The sequence below is a fragment of the uncultured Sunxiuqinia sp. genome, from assembly GCF_947495665.1.
GTDB lineage: Bacteria > Bacteroidota > Bacteroidia > Bacteroidales > Prolixibacteraceae > Sunxiuqinia > Sunxiuqinia rutila.
On the sequence record NZ_CANLZV010000005.1, the window covers coordinates 266,469 to 283,759 of the forward strand.

The window sequence follows — 17,291 nt, forward strand, 5'->3', positions numbered from 1 at the left end:
TGGAAACGGGGAAATTAGGATTTTTAACCTCATACTTTCCATCTCATTGGGGCTACTTTTGCTCCTAATTCTCCCACTTCGTTGGCTTATGCCTGTTTCCTGAAAAAGCTGTTCGTGGGGTCCCTAAAGAAGAAAGATTAGCCCTATCTTTGCCTCGGTGGGATTTCATTATCAACCTGCCATTTAAATTTATTTCGTGCATGAAAAAACACCATTCGGGAGGTCAACGCCCCCAGTCAAAAAAGCCTCGCGCCAACGTGTTAGAGGTGAAGGAACAAGAAGAGCTGATGAAGTTTCTGATTGCTCAGCTGCCGCATAAAAACCGCAACAACATCAAGTCGTTACTCAAAAAACGACAGGTCTTGGTTGATGGCAAGGCAATCACTCAATTTAATCATTTACTAAAACCGGGACAGAGAATAACCCTTGAAAGCGCATCGGCACCCATTGCCCGGCAAATGCGCGGTGTTGTGGTAGTGCATGAGGACAAGGACCTGATTGTGGTGAATAAAAACGCCGGATTGCTTACCACTGCTACTGACAAAGAGAATAGGGAAACGGTATTTAGCATCCTCAGTAACTATCTGAAAGAGCAAGACAAGAGCAACAACATTTATGTTGTACATCGGTTGGACCGTGAAACTTCCGGACTGATAGTCTTCGCCAAAAGCAAGGAAATGCAGGAGCTGTTGCAGGAATCCTGGAAGCAGTCTGCTGACAGCCGGAGTTACCTGGCGGTTATTGAGGGCAAGCTTGATCCGGCGGAAGGAACACACCGCTCTTATCTTTTCCAAAGTAAAATTTTTAAAGTGCACTCCAGCCAGGATCCGGACAAGGGCGACTTGGCTGTTACGCATTATTCAACAATTAAAAGTAACGAGTTGTATTCGTTGCTAAAGGTGAACATGGAGCCGGGAAGAAAGAACCAGGTTCGGGTACATTTACAAGATCTGAAGCATCCGGTTATCGGAGATAAAAAATATGGGTCAAAATCCAATCCAATAGGACGGCTGGGGTTACATGCCTGGGTGTTGGCTTTCAAGCATCCGGTATCGGGCAAGAACCTGAGGTTTGAAACATCCATCCCTGGTAGTTTCCTGAAACTGTTTTAAGCCTTCATTTTACCTCAGATTCTAAATAGAGATAATTCATGTGTAGCGCGGAAAAGGACTTTCAACTTTCCGTGTTACTCGTTCACTTTTTATAGAATAAAAAACGACTAAGCTACTCTTCATGAAACAAACTGTAACTAAAAAATTTGCCCTGCTGGGTATCAGTTCCTGTTACCTGCTCACTTCCTGTTCGGTTGAAGAAAGCCAACTACCAAAACCCAACATCATTTATGTGTTAGCGGATGATATGGGCTATGGCGATGTGACAGCTTACAATCCAGACAGTAAAATTGAAACCCCCAACCTGGACCGGATGGCTCAACAAGGAGTTCGGTTTACCGATGCACATACTTCATCATCGGTTTGTACGCCTACGCGCTATGGTATTTTGACCGGGCGCTACAATTGGCGCAGCCCATTGAAAAGTGGTGTGCTCACCGGAAAATCCGAAGCCTTGATTCCAACTGAACGGACTACCGTAGCGTCTTTGTTGCAGCAGCAAGGCTATCATACGGCTTTTATTGGGAAATGGCATTTGGGATGGAACTGGCAGCTGAAAGACCCGGAAAAAGCTGGAGGTGAAGGTTGGGACGCACAGGACTTTGATAACATTGATTTCTCGAAACCCGTTACCCATTCGCCCAACGACCTGGGCTTTGACTATGCCTACGGGCATTCGGGATCGCTAGATATGGCGCCCTATGTGTATGTTGAAAATGGACTGGCAACTGCTATTCCGGATTCAGTTTCGGAGAATACCGGGAAGTATTCGTGGTGGCGCAAAGGCCCAACTTCCAGTGATTTTGATCATGAAGATGTGACTCCTAATTTTTTCAGACGTGCCATTGCACATGTGGGACAACAGGCTCAGGAAGATAAGCCCTTCTTTTTGTACCTGGCTTTGCCTTCGCCGCATACCCCTATTTTGCCTACTGCTGAGTGGCAAGATAAAAGCGGCTTAAATCCTTATGGCGACTTTGTAATGATGGTGGACGACTGGATGGGAAAACTATTGGCAAGCCTTGAGGAGAATGGCATTGAAGAAAATACCTTAATCATTTTTACCACCGACAATGGCTGTTCACCTGCTGCTAAAATTGAAGAGCTGACCGCCAAAGGACATTATCCGAGCGGTGTTTTCCGCGGACATAAAGCCGATATTTTTGAAGGTGGTCACCGGGTGCCGTTTATTGCACAATGGCCTGCCAAAATTAAGGCGGGTTTGGTTTCGGATGAAACAATTTGTACCACAGATCTTATGGCCACTTGTGCTGAGATTACGGACTATCAGCTGGCTGACAATGAAGGCGAAGACAGCTACAGCCTGATGCCTGTTTTTGAACAAGCCGCACTTCAGAAGCCTTTGCGCGAAGCAACGGTTCATCATTCCATCAACGGAAGTTTTGCCATTCGTCAGGGGGATTGGAAACTGATCATGTGTCCCGGGTCAGGGGGCTGGAGCTTTCCACGACCCGAAAATAAGGCTGTGATTGACACGCTGCCGCCAATTCAGTTGTATAACCTGAAAGAGGATCCTTCGGAAACTCAGAACTTGCAAGCTCAGCATCCGGAGTTGGTGGCCCAGCTTAAGACCTTACTTACAGACTATATTCTGAATGGAAGAAGCACGCCGGGCGAGCCACAGGCTAATGACCCGATTAAGGGCGAATGGAAGCAAATTGGCTTTACAAAAGTGAGTAATTAAACGTGGTCATGGCCATCCCATTTTCTTATCGGGGGAGAATGGCTAATTTTGACCTTGCAAAAACTGAATAGATCATGAAAACAATACTTATCACCGGAGGTGCCGGTTTTATCGGATCGCATGTGGTCCGTTTGTTTGTCAACAAATATCCCGAATATCAAATCGTGAACCTGGATAAGTTGACTTATGCCGGAAACCTGGCGAACCTGAAAGACCTGGAGGGCAAGGCCAACTACGAGTTTGTCAAAGCCGATATTGTGGACAGTGAAGCGATGCTTAAGCTGTTTCGGGAGAAGCAGTTTGATGGCGTGATTCACCTGGCGGCCGAGTCGCACGTTGACCGCTCCATCTCCAACCCAACGGAGTTTGTGTTCACCAATGTGATTGGTACGGTTAACCTGTTGAATGCGGCCCGCGAAATCTGGAAAGACAATACCGAGGGCAAGCTGTTCTACCACATTTCAACCGATGAAGTGTATGGTTCGCTGGGCGAAGAAGGCTTGTTTACCGAAACCACCGCTTACGATCCACACAGTCCGTACTCAGCATCGAAAGCCAGTTCCGATCATTTTGTGCGGGCTTATCACGACACTTTTGGTCTGCCGGCTTTGGTATCGAACTGCTCCAACAACTATGGCTCGTTCCAGTTCCCGGAGAAATTGATTCCCCTGTTCATCAACAACATCAAGAACAACAAGGCCTTGCCGGTGTATGGTAAAGGAGAGAACGTTCGCGACTGGTTGTGGGTAGAAGACCATGCCCGGGCGATTGATGTTATTTTTCACCAAGGCAAGGTAGGCGAAACCTACAACATTGGCGGACATAACGAGTGGACCAACATCGACTTGATTAAGCTGATGTGTGCCATAATGGACCGTAAGTTGGGTCGTGAGGCAGGTACTTCTGAAAAGCTGATTACTTACGTAAAAGACCGTGCCGGCCACGATTTGCGCTACGCCATTGACAGCACCAAGCTTCAAAACGAACTGGGCTGGGTGCCCAGCCTTCAGTTTGAAGAAGGACTGGAGAAAACCATTGACTGGTACCTGGACAATAGTGAATGGTTGGACAATGTAACGTCTGGTGATTACTTGAAATACTATGAAGGGCAATATCAAAAACGATAACTGATCAGCAATAATCATCATAAAAAAAAGGGGTTTCACATTCAAGTGAAACCCCTTTTTTTTATGTCTTGTGGCCTTAAAAGTATTTGATCTTTTCATCAATCAGGTCGCTCAATAAGTTGTTGGCTAGTCGACTGGCGCCAATCCGGAACAAGGATGGGGTGAGCCACGCTTCGCCCAGTATTTCATTCACAATCGTCATGTATAGAATAGCATCTTCGGTTGTTGAAATTCCACCGGCCGGCTTAAAGCCAATCTTTCTGCCAGTTTTGAGGTGAAAATCCTTGATGGCTAAACACATCTCCAAAGCAGCTTCGGGAGTTGCGGCAGGGCTCATCTTTCCGGTGGATGTTTTGATGAAATCTCCACCCGATTCCATGGCTAAGAACGAAGCATGCCGAATTTTTTCGGGTTCGGCCAGAGCACCGGTCTCCAGAATCACTTTCAGGTGTGCATCACCAATGGCCTCTTTGATGGTGGTGATTTCTTCGCGGCAAATCACATCGTCGTCATCCAGAAAAGCCCACAGTGGCAAGACAATGTCAATTTCGTCGGCACCATAGTCTACTGCCATCCGGGCTTCCTTCACCTTGACCTCAATGAAACTCATGGAGCAGGGGAACCCGCCGGCAACGGCAGCAATGTTGACATGATCGTCCTGCAGGTTCTCCTTAACGGTACGAACCATATTGGGATGCACGCAAATGGCTGCCACATTGGGCAGGTTGGGATAGTCGTTCTCAAAATCATTAACCCGCTCGGTGAATGCCTTTACATGACTAATGGTATCGGTGCTGTTCAAAGTGGTTAGGTCAATGCAGGAAAAAGCCAGTTCTTGCCAATCGGAGTTGTTGTTTTGCCGGGCTATTGCTTTTATTTCAGTTAGACGATTTTGAGCTTCCATGAGATGCTATTTAAGTTTTGGATTATTCTGATGCCTGTTTTGATCGCGTTTTGTTTTTTTGTTTACGTTATTTAAGAAGGCTTGGTTCAGGTCAATGCCGGTTTGGTTGGCTAAACAAATCAGTACCCAGAGAACATCGGCCATTTCATCGGCCAGATCATGCTCCTGGTCGCTCTTTTTGAACGATTGATCACCATAAGTTCGAGCCATGATTCGCGCTAATTCACCTACTTCTTCGGTTAAAATAGTCATGTTCGTCAGTTCACTAAAATAGCGTACGCCAATGGTCTTGATCCATTCGTCTACCATCAATTGGGCTTCGGGTAAGCTGATTGCCTTCGATTCTGTATTCATAGGTTGAATAAAAAGGATAATGTAGGTTAAACAAAAAAGGGGGCTTTTAGATTGCTATAAGCCTTTGTTTTTTGAGTCGATTATGATGGTTACCGGCCCGTCGTTAAGCAGTTCAATTTTCATATCGGCACCAAATTCACCGGTGGGCACTTCCTGTTGAAGGGTGGCCGACAGAGATTCGACAAACTGCTTGTAAAGCGGAATGGCAGTTTCTGGTTTTGATGCACGAATGTATGATGGCCGGTTTCCTTTTTGGGTGTTGGCGTGCAAGGTAAATTGGCTGACCACCAGCGCTTGTCCGCCAATGTCGGTTAACGACCGGTTCATCACTCCGTTTTCATCGTCAAAAATGCGCAGTTGACTGATTTTCCGGACTAAATACTGAATATCTTCTTCCTGGTCTGCGTCTTCAATTCCGAGTAGAATAAGTACCCCTTGGTTGATGGATGATTTTACTTTTTGCTGAATACTGACTGAAGCCTTGGCGACCCGCTGAATAACCACTCTCATTTTTTGTCTGTTTATTGAAAAGAAAGCTGGTTGCGAACAAGCTTTCCTTATTTTTGTTTAATTATTCCGGTTGCTGTTTAAACAATTAAAGAGCTCCGGATTTTTGATAAACAAAGATAATGATTCAACAAATGATGCGAAATAAAGTAACTTTTATCTTAACGCTTGCTTTGTTGCTTGTCGTGCATTCTGCCTGGGCGCAGAAGGCCGCTGTGCAAGGGCGGATTTATGATGCGGAAAGTAATGAAAGCCTGCCTTTTGTGAATGTGGTCGTTGCCGGATCTTCTCTGGGGACGGTGACAGATGAGCAGGGGCGTTATTTTCTGACAGGCCTGACTCCAGGCTTCATTCGTTTGAAGGTTTCGTTTGTTGGCTATGAGGAGGTCATCTCGCCGGAGGTGGAAGTGAGTAACCTGAAAACAACCTATTTTGATGTTGAACTGGAAAAAAGCAACACCGAACTTGATGAGGTAACGGTTTCGGCGTCCTTGTTCCGAAAGACGGAAGAAAGCCCGCTTTCCTTAAAAAATATTGGGATTTCAGAAATTGAGAACAGCCCCGGAGCCAATCGCGATATCTCCAAGGTCATTCAGTCTTTTGCCGGGGTGCAGTCAACTCCCTCATTTCGCAACGACATCATTATCCGAGGTGGTGGGCCTTCCGAAAGCCGCTTTTTTCTGGATGGGGTAGAAGTGCCAAACATCAACCACTTTGCAACGCAAGGAGCTTCGGGTGGACCTGTGGGCATTATCAATGCTGATTTGCTGCGTGAAGTGAACTATTTTTCCGGAGCATTTCCGGCCAACCGGGGAAACGCGCTGAGTGGGGTGTTTGAGTTTTACCAGGTTGATGGCAACGCGGACCGGCTGCGGGCGCAGGCTTCGGTGGGAGCCTCGGAAGTGACAGGTACCATTGATGGGCCTTTAGGCGACAATACCACTTACATTGTTTCTGCCCGCCGATCCTATCTGCAGCTGCTGTTTAGCTTGCTGGAGCTTCCGTTTTTGCCAACCTTTAACGATTTTCAATTCAAACTGAAAACCAAGCTTGATGCCAAGAATGAGCTAACCTTTATTGGCTTGGGAGCTATTGACAAGTTTGCACTTAACCTTGATTTGGAAGAGCCGGATGCACAGCAACGCTACATTTTGGCCTTTTTACCTCAAAATGAGCAGTGGACTTATACGGTAGGCGCGGTTTACAAGCATTTTCGGGACAATGGTTATCAAACGCTGGTCGCCAGCCGCAGCCACCTCAATAATTCAGCTTACAAATACCTGGACAACGATGATAGCTCGGAAGCTAACAAAACACTGGACTATGAATCGGAAGAAATTGAAAACAAGTTTCGCTATGAAAATACGGCTCGCTTTGGACAAGTGAAGTTAAACTTTGGAGCCAACCTGGATTTCGTAACCTATACCAATTCAACCACCCAAAAGCGCTACTATCCGGAGGGTGTGTTGGATGTCAACTTTGACACGAAGTTGAACCTGGTGAAATGGGGCATTTTTGGGCATGCCAGCAACAAGGTGCTGGGGGATCGGCTGACCCTTTCTTTGGGTATTCGTCTGGACGCCAACAGTTACTCGTCCAGTATGAGCTCGCTCCTTGATCAGGTTTCGCCCCGGCTGTCGGCTTCCTACCAGCTGGCGCCTCATTGGAGCCTGAATTTCAACACGGGCCGGTACTTCCAGTTCCCGCCTTACACCGCCTTAGGTTATCAAGAGAATGGTGAGTTCATCAATAAAACCAATGATTTAAAATACATTCAGGCTGATCATTTGATTGGAGGAGTTGAATACCGGCCGCGTCCGAATGTTTTGTTTTCGGTGGAGGGTTTTCTGAAGAAGTACTCCGATTATCCGTTTTCAATGAGGGATTCCATTAGCTTGGCCAACCTGGGAGCGGATTATGGTGTTGTGGGCAATGAAGAGGTGCGTTCCATTTCGGAGGGAAGGGCTTATGGGGCTGAATTTCAAACCCGGGTGGCATCGTCCAATAACTTCAACCTGAACTTGTCCTACACTTGGGTACGCAGCGAGTTTGATGATAAAAATGGGGAGAAGCTGGTGTCGAGTTGGGATAGTCGGCACTTAGTGGTGCTGACCAGCACGAAGAAACTGAAACGAGACTGGCAGGTAGGCCTTCGCTGGCGCTATGTAGGTGGGCTGCCTTACACGCCTTATGATCTGGATCGCTCAAGCTTGATTGAAGCTTGGAATCAGACTGGAGGGCCTTACCTGGATCCGGATCGGTGGAACACTCGGCGCTTTGATGCTTTTCATCAGTTGGACGTGCGGATTGACAAGGCCTATTACCTGGATAAGATCACGGCTAAATTCTATATCGACATTCAAAATTTGTATAATTTCCAGAATCAGGATAAAGATATTTTGGTGCGAAAGCAGGATGCCAATGGCCAGTTTGTAACGACCGACAATGGCACCCGTTATGTGCTGGAAAGGGTTGAAAACACAGCCGGAACCGTGCTGCCAACCATCGGAATCATTCTGGAATTTTAATTACCTTTACTTCATGAGTGTGATTTGTATTCAACAAAAGGGAACTGATCCTTACTTTAACCTGGCAGCGGAGGAGTATTTGCTGAAAAATTCCACGGAAGATGTTTTCATGCTTTGGCAAGGAGAACGTTCGATTGTTGTGGGCAAACACCAGAATGCCTTGGCGGAAATTAACCATCGGTATGTGGCTGACAATAAGATCAAAATTGCACGCCGTATTTCGGGTGGAGGGACCGTGTTTCATGATCCGGGAAACCTGAATTTTACTTTCATTCAAACGGTTGACCGCATTGATCAGGTTAACTTTAAAACATTCACACAACCGATTGTGGCTGTGATGAAGGAGCTTGGGCTTGAAGCTTATACTACCGGGCGAAATGATTTGCTGCTGGATGGAAAGAAGATATCGGGCAATGCGGAGCATGTTTTTAAAAAGCGGGTATTGCATCATGGTACTTTGCTTTTCAATAGCGAATTGAGCCAGCTGCGGAATGCCCTGAAAGTTGATCTGTCACGCTTTAAAGACAAAGCCGTTCAGTCGAATCGCAGCGAGGTGACCAACATTTCCGATTATTTGAAAACACCGATGACGGTTGGCCAGTTTTCGGATTTCATTTTTGAGGGAATCCGGAAAACATATCCTGAGCAACGTGTGTATCAGTTTTCGGAAGAAGATCTTCAGGCCATTCAGCAATTGCGGGAAGAAAAGTACACAACCTGGGACTGGATTTATGGTTACTCGCCCAAGTATACCTATACCAACCAAGTAGAAATGGATGGTCAGTTGATTTCTTTTTCCTTACAAGTGGTGAAGGGAATCATCAACTCCATCGACTTTCAAGGACGGATTTCTAATACACAAGCTATTTTACTCACCAATTCCTTGCTCGGTACACGGCATGACTTTGAGGAGCTAAGCGGAAAGCTCAAAAAAGTGGAGGTCGGCTTGACCCCAATCTCAGTCGATCAACTGTTGGATGTTTTGGTCTAGTGCTCAGGGAACAACCTCAAAAACATGCGTTAAAGTTTTGATTTCCCCATGGGGATCGATGATATCGGCCCGCAGGATGAATTTGCCCAAAACATGTCCGGCATTCACCTCAAATTCAGAATGACCGAGAGGGGACAGTTTTACGGCGGGATTCCAAAAGAGTGTCGTTGGCTGCTGTTTGGGATGTTCGGCTTTCTGCTGCCAAAAATCGCGTGGAATACGGTAGCCATTTTCATATAAACTTTCTGTTTTTTTGGTGGTAGGTTCTTCGAGTGGCTCTCCTCGCTTGGTGCTGATTTCAATTAGTCCAACTGAATTTAAGCCGGTGTAGCGTTGGATGTCCACCGGGCTGGTCGATACGTTGATGGACTCAATGTCTTGTGGGCTGATGGTGTTCAGCACCGATGAGCTGGTCCCCAGCTTATGACCGTCCAGAACAATCAGTGCTCCGTCCTGAGCATTGATGGAATTTGTTCCTCCCGGGAAAATAATTTTATCTCCTTCCAGTCGGTAGGATTTGATGGTTTTTAGTACTTCGAGCACCGGAGTGCCGGTCATAAGGTATTTCTTGTAGGAAGGTTCGCTTTTCGGCAGGTTATTTCCCGGTCGTTTAATCGGGGTGAAAAGCGCTTTATTTTGTTGGTAGAATTCAGGGCTGAACTGGGCTTGCTTGTCCAGTGCCCTGGTTTGAATGAAATGCTGCACCTGCTCTGCAATTTGCTCCGTCAGCGACAAGTCAAATTTGACCGTGAGGTTTTCATTGCCATCGGGACCAATAGCTTTTACGGCGAAGTTTTTCAGGTCTTTGGCGGCTATCGCTTGTTGGAAGAAGGTTCCGTTTTCATCTGTTGATGCCTGGATGATTTGCATGTTTTGAGCATGAATGAAACTGACTTTGGCATTGGCAACCGGTTCATTGCTTTGGTTAACAATTTGGCCCGACACACCGGATTGCAGGTGTTTGCTTTGTTCCCGTTCGCGGTCAAAATTCAGAATGCGTGACCAAGAGGCATTTTTCATGCGATTGGCGATGAGCAGGTAGTTCATGCTGGTTTCCCTATTGGGCGATTGCAGGAGCTTGGAGGCTTCAGTCAGGGGCTTCTCCAAGTCGGCGTTGATGGCAAGCCATGTAGCCCATTGTGTCGGCCAGTCTTTGCTTTCTTCAGCAGCACTGATGCCAAGGCTTACTTCGGGAAGAGAAGCTTCTGTTTCGTTTGTTTTCAAGGTAAAGTGAAATACCTCGCCTGCCTTTACCTCTCGGGGAGCTTTAAGTTCAAAAGGTTGTTCTGCTTCCTGATCAACATACACCAGTCGGGTGGCCAGCACCTGTTCTTCCTGATTGAAAACTGTTAGCTGGCTGATTCCATTGGGCAAGTCTTTCTTCGGAATCTTTAGACGGGTAGGGCCCGAGGGGGTGAGTTTCGAAGCCCAGAAGATGTGTTCACCTTTGTTGGCAATCAGGTAGATGGGTTCATTCTGTATAGATGAGGGAGGAATGAGGTTCGCATAAATGAAAGCTCCATCGGTTCGGATAACCGACAAGGCGATGGCCTCCTGAACCGGAGGTAGTGCAATGATTTCATTTGTTCCAGTCTGGCTGGTAACTTCCAGGCTGTATTGCCCGTCTTTTTCAAAGTTTGCCGGAACAATGCCAAAGCCCGGCGTTGAGGTCTTGCCTTGTGCAAGCTTGTTGCCTTGCTCATCCGTGATTGTTGCTGTGGCCAGCACTGGCTGCCCCAGTTGGTTGTGTATGGTGAAGCCTAGGTTTTGTGTTCCAGCGACCAACTGCCCTCCTTCTGGATAAATAGAAATATCAAGGGTTTCATCCTTGACGGGAAGTGTTGTGGTGTAGTTTAGCTCCTGTCTCCTGGAGTTGAGCGTTAGACTGAGCGGGCGTTCAAAATTTTGATCCGAAAAGTTCAGGTTTACTGAGGCTTGGCCTCCAGTGTCGGTTCGGAGTTTTTGTTTCTGAATCATTTCGGAACCATTATACAATGTAGCTTCCAGCTTTTCTTTTTTTGCCGGATCGCCCTGCATGTTGGTAAGCCGGAAGGAGTAAGCATTGGCCTGCTCCGTGTTGGACACTTTCATCTCCTGAAGTCTGAACGCATTTTCGTTTTTGAAGTTGATGTCAATTCGCTTGTAAAATGCTTCATCGGCCGAATTGAGCAGGGTTGTTCGGGCTACCAAAACGTAGCTTCCTTCCTGCAGGTTTTCAGGAAGGAGTAGGTCGCCTGTTATGGGCCCGGAGTGGGTGCGGTAAACATCGCCGGCAAGACGCTCGCCCTGGCTGGAGTAAAGTTCTACCTGGCACTCGTTGCTGAAAGGGGTACTGGTTTGCCCGGTGGCATCGGTAATAAGCGTGGAAAACCAGATGGTTTCCCGGGGCTGGTAAACTTCCTTGTCGGTAGTGAGCTGCACCTTCTCAATGGGGTAAAATTGGTAATAGGCACGAAGCTTTTGGGCGATGTTTTCAATGACATTGGTTTGTGCTGATGTACTTAGTGCGCTAATTGTCAGGCAAAGGAATAGCAGACTGGTTCTCATGGTTGGTTGTTTTGAGTGGTTAGTGGTTGAGGGTGGGGCTGTGGCACGCTTCCTGTTTGAGGCGCTTTTTTCAATGCTTTTCGTAGGTCTTCACTGGGTTTGATTACATTGTAATTTCCCCAGAAATTTTCATCATAATCTGAAATAATTTCACTGAAAATATCCGAAGAATTGAAGTTTTCCTGTCGTTTAAAGCGCCTCAAGTTGGTTGCACGATGATCAGTTACCAAAAGGTCTGACACGCTGTGAAAGACGGAATTGATTTTGTCGTGCCGGCTTTTGACATGAAACTTTACAGAGGCCTGGGCGGTGCTGAAATACCATTTATTATGATGTTGCTTGTAGCTGACCGAATAATCCAGATCGATGGGACGAACCCGGAATCCGTGGGGCTTTTTCTTGATTAATGATCGACGGGCACTTTTTTTCCCGTCCCGGCTCAGGCTGAATTCAGCATGAACCAAGGCAAAGGTTTCCTGATCAACATATAGCTTGCCTTTATAGGTCAGGTTGTCAATCTTGGCGTTAGGCTTAAACAGGACAACATAGGTTGGGCGGTTCTCATAGCTGATGACTTGCTCAACGGCATAGCTGTAATAGTTGCGGAATTCTTTGTCGATGAACGAATCCATGGTTTTAATGACATCCAGCTTGTTGATGTAATAGGGCCCGCCTTGCATTTTGAAATCAACCAGGTGGAACGAGGGCTCCACTTCCGGACTTTTGCGTCCTTTCAAAAAGCGAATTTGGTCTTCGCGGAACCGGTTGGTGTAATCGATCTTCAAAATATCCATAATGGCCTCCGAAACATTGATGTAGTCATTGTCCTGCTTTAGGACTTCGCGGTAGAAGGAGGTCATCAGCTGGTTGTTGGTGGGGTAGTTTTGCGCAATGTTCTCATCCAGCTTATCCATGATTTGAAGCGCATCCACGGCTGTGACTTTGACTTCCCGCAGTTTAATTTCAACCGGATCGAGCAGGATGTTGAGCGGGTTGTGCTGAAGGGTGTCCAGCAACAGGTAGCGGCGGGCATAGCCCATGCACGAAATCACTAGGGTGTCCGATTCATATTCAGGCGGTATCTTCAGGTTAAATTCGCCATCTACGTTGGAAATGGTGCCAAAGGGATGTCCCAGCACCGAGATGCTTCCATAGGGAATCAATTCGCGGCTTTGGCTGTCTTGTAAGGAGCCGGATAAATTATATCGGATCGAAGGTGGTTGGGTGGAAATCTGGCTGGTGGCAGAAGCTTTTCGCGAAGTAATGATTAGCTGGTTCTTGAGCAGGTTGAAGTGATATTTTTCGTTGAACACAGCTTTCAAAACAGCCTCCAACGGTTGATTTTGCAGGTGAATAGAGATGAGCTTGTGGGTGTTGACAAGCATGGGGTCGTAGGAAAAGTAGATGCCGGTTTGGCTTGATATCTGATTGAGAAGATCCAGAAGCGGGGCATGCTCCACCTGAACGCTGACCTTGGCCTGGAGGTCAATGACTTGCTGCTCCTGCGCATAAATTGAAAATGGCAGAAACAGGAGCAGCAGGTTAGTTATCAGTTTTTTGGGTTTCACTAAAAGATTTTTTCCAGTTGAAAACTCGTTTTTATTTCGTTTCCATCCCGTAGTACTTTCATCTTAATTTTTCGGTCTTCCTTGCTTTGTAACAACAGGTTGATGTCATTCAAAGATAGTGATTTATGACTGGTGTTGTTGAGTGATATAATTTGGTCATTAACCTGTAGTCCGGCCAGGTCGGCAGGCGAATTTTCCCGGATGTTGTCAATGGTGTAAATGGGAACTCCGGGCATGGGATTATATACTTCCATGCCGCTCATGTTGTAGTTGAAGTCATCTTTCACCTTGCTGGTTGGGCGAAGCTTGATTTGGTGATTGGGATAGTCGAGTGTGACGTAAAAGCGCTTCAGAATTTCGGCGCCCAGCGTTCCGTTCCGGTCGTTGGCAACAATCAGTTCCTCAATCATATCGTTGTGAGGGAAGGCTACAATGGGTTCGGTCAGAATGAGTGGTCCCACCCAAATGCCGCCAATCCGGCCTTTTCGTCCGTGTAAGTCGCCGCTAAGCCCTTTCCCCAGGAAGGTTTCGATGCTGTTTTCCGGAATGTTAATGCGATCGTCGGACTTGGTTGATAGCCAGATGGCATCACTGGCACCTGTATCAACCAGCAGTTTTACGGGTACTTCCTTGTTGTCGTCGGTCATGATGGTTGTGCGGACGTACGGTTTGTTGTGCTCAAAGTGCAGAGGCATTACAATGTCCCTGTTTCTTACCCGGTCGCGGTAATGTTTTGGCTTGGTTACCGTCAGTTTTTGGGCATCATAATCAATTTCCACAACAAAGTCTTTGAAGAGGTCGAAGCCAATTAAACCATGCACAGGGATTCCAAGAATTTGCGAAATCTGGAAGTTGTCGTTGATCACCATGTGCACTTCCTGGTTCCAGGCCACCAGCCCGTCAATTTTCATGGTGTTGTTGCCCGATCGGTAGGCAGTAAGCGTGCTGCCTTCGCCCAGCCCTCTGATGTTGACGGGTTGCAGCAGGTTCAGGTTTAGCTTGTTTACGTAGGGCAATTCTGTAATAATGGGGGTGCGTACACCGGTATCCAGAATGAAATTCAAGGTGTCAGACTCATTGATCTGCACCGGAATGATGATGAGGTTACTGGCTGATTTAAATTTGAAGGTGATGGATTTCTGCCTCGGATTCTGAAATTCAAACCGGTTCTTGCTGGGCTTGAAGCGCATTTTTTTTTCGTAGTCAACGCTTTCTTTTAGCGGGACATAGTCACGCACCACAAGTAGGTTGTTTTCAATTTCAAAAATCAGGTAGAAGTCTTTCATCAGCTTATCCAAAACATAGCGGATAGGCTTGTTTGAAATGTTAAGTGTAATGTTCTTTCCTTGAAGGAGTTCCGAGTTGTAGGAATAATCCAGATCCAGGTAGTTGCAAATTTGTTCCACGACCTTACTCAAGGATTCGTTTTCAGCATAGAGGCTGATATTTTGATCCAAGATGGGGTCTCCTTGTTTTTCTTCCTGAGCTGCCAATGGCAAGGCCATCACGAAGAACAGCAGGATGGAAGTGAATAATGAAACGGCGGCTTGTATGTTTTGTGTTTTCATGGCTTGAGTGTTTCTGATTAAGCATCTTTCTTCAACAGGTAGTTCCCATTCCGGATGTCGACTTTCAATCCGTGTGTTGTTGAAATCACTTCAAGGATAAAATCGAGGGGCTCTTTTTCAAAATGGGCATTTAAGAGCAGGTTGTCCAGGCTATGGTCTTCAATTTCAATATGAACCCGGTACACCTTGTTTAATTGTTTGATCACGTCGTTCAGTGAACTTTCGTTAAACACCAGCGTACGTGTTTTCCAGGCTAAAAAGTTGGGATCGGCATTTTGGCTTTTGATCAGTTGCTTGCTGGCGGTTAGAAGCGTTCCTTTGTCTCCCGGATCGAGAATGATATCCTCCATCGCTTGTTGCTTAGAGACTTGCACTTTGCCGGAGGCCACAATCACTTCAACCCGATCATTCTGCGGGTAGGCATTAACCGTAAAGCTGGTTCCCAGAACCTTGACGGTTGCTTCCCCCGCATGAATGATGAATGGTTTGTTGGGATTAGGTGTCACTTCGAAAAAGGCTTCACCTTCAATAGAGACTTCCCGGTTTTCGTTGCCAAATTTGTCGGGATAATTAATTTTTGTATCCCGGTTCAGGGTGACTAATGTGCCATCCGACAGTTCAATTTGAGAAAGTCCTGAATCGTCAACCACAACTTCGGCCATGTGTGCCTCGCTGTGCTTTTGTTGGCCAACCCAGTAGGCCGAACCGCCAATGAGGATGGCCAGAAGGACTGCTGCAGCAATTTTAAGCAACCGCAGCGGTATGAGCCGGCTAACTGGTTTGGCGCGTTCGGTGTGGATGTGTGTCTTTACCTGGCTGAAAGCCCGGGAGGTGTCGTATTTTTTGAGCTGAAGATGCAGATCAATTTTCTGTGCCAATCGACTCAGTTTTTCCTTTTCGGCTTCGTCAATTTCAGCTTGTTGGAAGGGCTCACCGGGTGCATCAAAAAGTTCCCGGGCCAATAATTCCCAATCCTTTTGCCTGATGTCTTTGTTTGTTTTCATCACCTTAAAGACAAGCCAGAAGTAAGATACCCTGAATTTATCGTTTGTTTATTTTAAACAGGGCTAGTCCGATGAAGTAGTCTTTGTAGTCGCTAAGCTTTTCGCGAAGTTGTTTTAAGGCAAGGCCCATGTGGGTTTCAACAGTTTTAACCGACAGGCCCATTTGGTCGGCAATTTCCTGGTATTTTAATCCTTGTTCGCGGCTAAGTTTAAAAATTTGTCGGCGTTTCTCTGGAAGGGAGTTGATGCTTTCTTCGATCTTTTCCGCCAGTCCAACTTCCAGAAAATAGTCGGCCTCCTGGTATTCGCGAAGTGCTGTTTCTTTCATTTTTGAAGCATGTTTTTCCCGGATTTTGAGGTGCTGGATCCAGTTAATGCACTGGTTTTTTACTGAGCGAAACAAATAGCTTCTCAAGGAGCTGTTTATCGTCAGACTGTTACGTTGGCTCCACAGATAAACAAACAATTCCTGAACAATTTCTTCGGCTTTTTCGTCGTTGGATAAAACATGGCTGGCGTAAAGGCAAAGTGGCGCATAGTAAGCATTGAATAGGGTTTCAAACGCTTTTTCGTCGCCTTGTGTTAGCTTGTTAAAGAGGGCTTTCTCGTTGACTAGCATCATGCTTTTTACCTTCAGTCCATCTGATTTCAGGCTAAGGTATCAAAAAATACAGATGTTATGCAAAGAAAATATTCTTTGGAATAAAAGAATGCGGGGATAGGGTAGAAGCCGTGTTTTTTACATGAAGTACAGGTTTTATGGTAGGGGAGGTGAAATTGGCGATTGGATTTAGAACCATTATTTTTGATGCGTTGCTTGCAATTTCTGCAAGAAAAAATATTTGAGAAGAAATTACGAATTATAAAAAGAGATCGAATGAGAAAGATAATTTTAGGATTTGCACTTAGCTTATTATTGTCCGGAGCTGCCTGGGCGCATGATTACAACACCGGGATTGGTCTGCGAGGCGGTTTCTCGAGTGGGGTAACTGTGAAGCACTTTCTGAGTAACAATTCAGCATTGGAAGGAATTTTGTCAACCCGCTGGCAGGGCTTTAATCTGACTGGCTTGTATGAAGTGCATAACCATCCTTTTGCCGTTGATGGTTTGAGCTGGTATTATGGTTTTGGTGGACATCTCGGGTTTTGGGATGGCGACCATGTTAATTGGGGACATCATGATAAAACCTATACGGTGATTGGTATTGACGGAATTTTAGGGTTGGAATATAGTTTTGTAGAAGTTCCGTTTGCCTTAAGTTTGGACTGGAAACCGGCATGGAACGTATTTGGGCACTCCGGGTTTTGGGGTGATGGAGGAGCATTTTCAATCCGTTATACGTTTTAAGTGAAAATTTTTTCGATTTTTGCTTTGA

At 46.2% G+C, this 17,291-nt stretch carries 14 protein-coding genes; 6 read left to right on the forward strand and 8 right to left on the reverse strand.

The window, feature by feature from the left end; translation table 11 throughout:
• The first annotated feature begins 200 nt into the window (after positions 1–200).
• From Q1A18_RS08780 to rfbB, 3 genes are all read left to right on the forward strand, one after another.
• Complete coding sequence (locus tag Q1A18_RS08780; protein WP_299578579.1) at positions 201–1,112, forward strand: RluA family pseudouridine synthase; 912 nt, start codon at positions 201–203, stop codon at positions 1,110–1,112.
• A 121-nt stretch (positions 1,113–1,233) separates the two neighbouring features.
• Positions 1,234–2,817 (forward strand): arylsulfatase, encoded by a 1,584-nt coding sequence (locus Q1A18_RS08785; RefSeq protein ID WP_299578581.1) that lies wholly within the window; start codon positions 1,234–1,236, stop codon positions 2,815–2,817.
• 74 nt (positions 2,818–2,891) lie between these two features.
• Positions 2,892–3,944 (forward strand): dTDP-glucose 4,6-dehydratase, encoded by a 1,053-nt coding sequence (gene rfbB / locus Q1A18_RS08790; protein ID WP_299578583.1) that lies wholly within the window; start codon positions 2,892–2,894, stop codon positions 3,942–3,944.
• Between the two features lie 76 nt (positions 3,945–4,020).
• Here the strand turns inward: rfbB and deoC are convergent, their stop codons facing one another.
• The 3 genes from deoC to dtd are packed head-to-tail and all read right to left on the reverse strand — an operon-like array spanning position 4,021 to position 5,712.
• Positions 4,021–4,848: a deoxyribose-phosphate aldolase gene (deoC, locus tag Q1A18_RS08795; protein ID WP_299578585.1), complete on the reverse strand. Its 828-nt coding sequence runs from the start codon at positions 4,846–4,848 to the stop codon at positions 4,021–4,023.
• 6 nt (positions 4,849–4,854) lie between these two features.
• Positions 4,855–5,202: a nucleotide pyrophosphohydrolase gene (locus Q1A18_RS08800; protein WP_299578587.1), complete on the reverse strand. Its 348-nt coding sequence runs from the start codon at positions 5,200–5,202 to the stop codon at positions 4,855–4,857.
• Positions 5,203–5,256: 54 nt separating this feature from the next.
• Positions 5,257–5,712: a D-aminoacyl-tRNA deacylase gene (gene dtd / locus Q1A18_RS08805; protein ID WP_299578589.1), complete on the reverse strand. Its 456-nt coding sequence runs from the start codon at positions 5,710–5,712 to the stop codon at positions 5,257–5,259.
• A 131-nt stretch (positions 5,713–5,843) separates the two neighbouring features.
• Here dtd and Q1A18_RS08810 point away from each other — a divergent pair, with 131 nt between their 5' ends.
• Both Q1A18_RS08810 and Q1A18_RS08815 read left to right on the forward strand, forming a co-directional pair.
• A complete protein-coding gene (locus Q1A18_RS08810; RefSeq protein ID WP_299578591.1) occupies positions 5,844–8,237 on the forward strand; it encodes a TonB-dependent receptor in 2,394 nt (797 codons plus the stop codon).
• A gap of 13 nt (positions 8,238–8,250) precedes the next feature.
• Positions 8,251–9,228, forward strand: coding sequence for a lipoate--protein ligase (locus Q1A18_RS08815; protein WP_299578593.1), 978 nt, complete (start codon positions 8,251–8,253; stop codon positions 9,226–9,228).
• Between the two features lie 3 nt (positions 9,229–9,231).
• Here Q1A18_RS08815 and Q1A18_RS08820 read toward each other — a convergent pair whose 3' ends face one another.
• From Q1A18_RS08820 to Q1A18_RS08840, 5 genes are read right to left on the reverse strand one after another with little or no spacing between them, the layout of a single operon-like run.
• A complete protein-coding gene (locus Q1A18_RS08820; RefSeq protein ID WP_299578595.1) occupies positions 9,232–11,775 on the reverse strand; it encodes a hypothetical protein in 2,544 nt (847 codons plus the stop codon).
• Positions 11,772–13,343 (reverse strand): carboxypeptidase-like regulatory domain-containing protein, encoded by a 1,572-nt coding sequence (locus Q1A18_RS08825; RefSeq protein ID WP_299578597.1) that lies wholly within the window; start codon positions 13,341–13,343, stop codon positions 11,772–11,774. The genes Q1A18_RS08820 and Q1A18_RS08825 overlap by 4 nt, the downstream gene beginning before the upstream one ends.
• Complete coding sequence (locus Q1A18_RS08830) at positions 13,343–14,911, reverse strand: PDZ domain-containing protein (RefSeq protein WP_299578599.1); 1,569 nt, start codon at positions 14,909–14,911, stop codon at positions 13,343–13,345. The genes Q1A18_RS08825 and Q1A18_RS08830 overlap by 1 nt, the downstream gene beginning before the upstream one ends.
• A 17-nt stretch (positions 14,912–14,928) precedes the next feature.
• Entirely contained in the window at positions 14,929–15,915 is a 987-nt protein-coding gene (locus Q1A18_RS08835) for a FecR domain-containing protein (RefSeq protein WP_299578601.1), read from the reverse strand.
• Positions 15,916–15,952: 37 nt separating this feature from the next.
• Entirely contained in the window at positions 15,953–16,537 is a 585-nt protein-coding gene (locus Q1A18_RS08840; RefSeq protein WP_299578603.1) for an RNA polymerase sigma-70 factor, read from the reverse strand.
• Positions 16,538–16,792: 255 nt separating this feature from the next.
• Here Q1A18_RS08840 and Q1A18_RS08845 point away from each other — a divergent pair, with 255 nt between their 5' ends.
• Positions 16,793–17,263, forward strand: a complete 471-nt coding sequence (locus tag Q1A18_RS08845; RefSeq protein WP_299578605.1) for a hypothetical protein — start codon at positions 16,793–16,795, stop codon at positions 17,261–17,263.
• The last annotated feature ends 28 nt before the right edge of the window (positions 17,264–17,291 follow it).

Excerpts from the sequence above, each read along its gene's own strand:
- dtd (WP_299578589.1), bottom strand. The coding sequence starts at position 5,712 with ATGAGAGTGGTTATTCAGCGGGTCGCCAAGGCTTCAGTCAGTATTCAG.
- Q1A18_RS08810 (WP_299578591.1), top strand. The coding sequence starts at position 5,844 with ATGATGCGAAATAAAGTAACTTTTATCTTAACGCTTGCTTTGTTGCTT.
- rfbB (WP_299578583.1), top strand. The coding sequence starts at position 2,892 with ATGAAAACAATACTTATCACCGGAGGTGCCGGTTTTATCGGATCGCAT.
- Q1A18_RS08820 (WP_299578595.1), bottom strand. The coding sequence starts at position 11,775 with ATGAGAACCAGTCTGCTATTCCTTTGCCTGACAATTAGCGCACTAAGT.
- Q1A18_RS08845 (WP_299578605.1), top strand. The coding sequence starts at position 16,793 with ATGAGAAAGATAATTTTAGGATTTGCACTTAGCTTATTATTGTCCGGA.
- Q1A18_RS08815 (WP_299578593.1), top strand. The coding sequence starts at position 8,251 with ATGAGTGTGATTTGTATTCAACAAAAGGGAACTGATCCTTACTTTAAC.
- Q1A18_RS08780 (WP_299578579.1), top strand. The coding sequence starts at position 201 with ATGAAAAAACACCATTCGGGAGGTCAACGCCCCCAGTCAAAAAAGCCT.
- Q1A18_RS08830 (WP_299578599.1), bottom strand. The coding sequence starts at position 14,911 with ATGAAAACACAAAACATACAAGCCGCCGTTTCATTATTCACTTCCATC.
- Q1A18_RS08840 (WP_299578603.1), bottom strand. The coding sequence starts at position 16,537 with ATGATGCTAGTCAACGAGAAAGCCCTCTTTAACAAGCTAACACAAGGC.
- Q1A18_RS08835 (WP_299578601.1), bottom strand. The coding sequence starts at position 15,915 with ATGAAAACAAACAAAGACATCAGGCAAAAGGATTGGGAATTATTGGCC.
- Q1A18_RS08800 (WP_299578587.1), bottom strand. The coding sequence starts at position 5,202 with ATGAATACAGAATCGAAGGCAATCAGCTTACCCGAAGCCCAATTGATG.
- deoC (WP_299578585.1), bottom strand. The coding sequence starts at position 4,848 with ATGGAAGCTCAAAATCGTCTAACTGAAATAAAAGCAATAGCCCGGCAA.
- Q1A18_RS08785 (WP_299578581.1), top strand. The coding sequence starts at position 1,234 with ATGAAACAAACTGTAACTAAAAAATTTGCCCTGCTGGGTATCAGTTCC.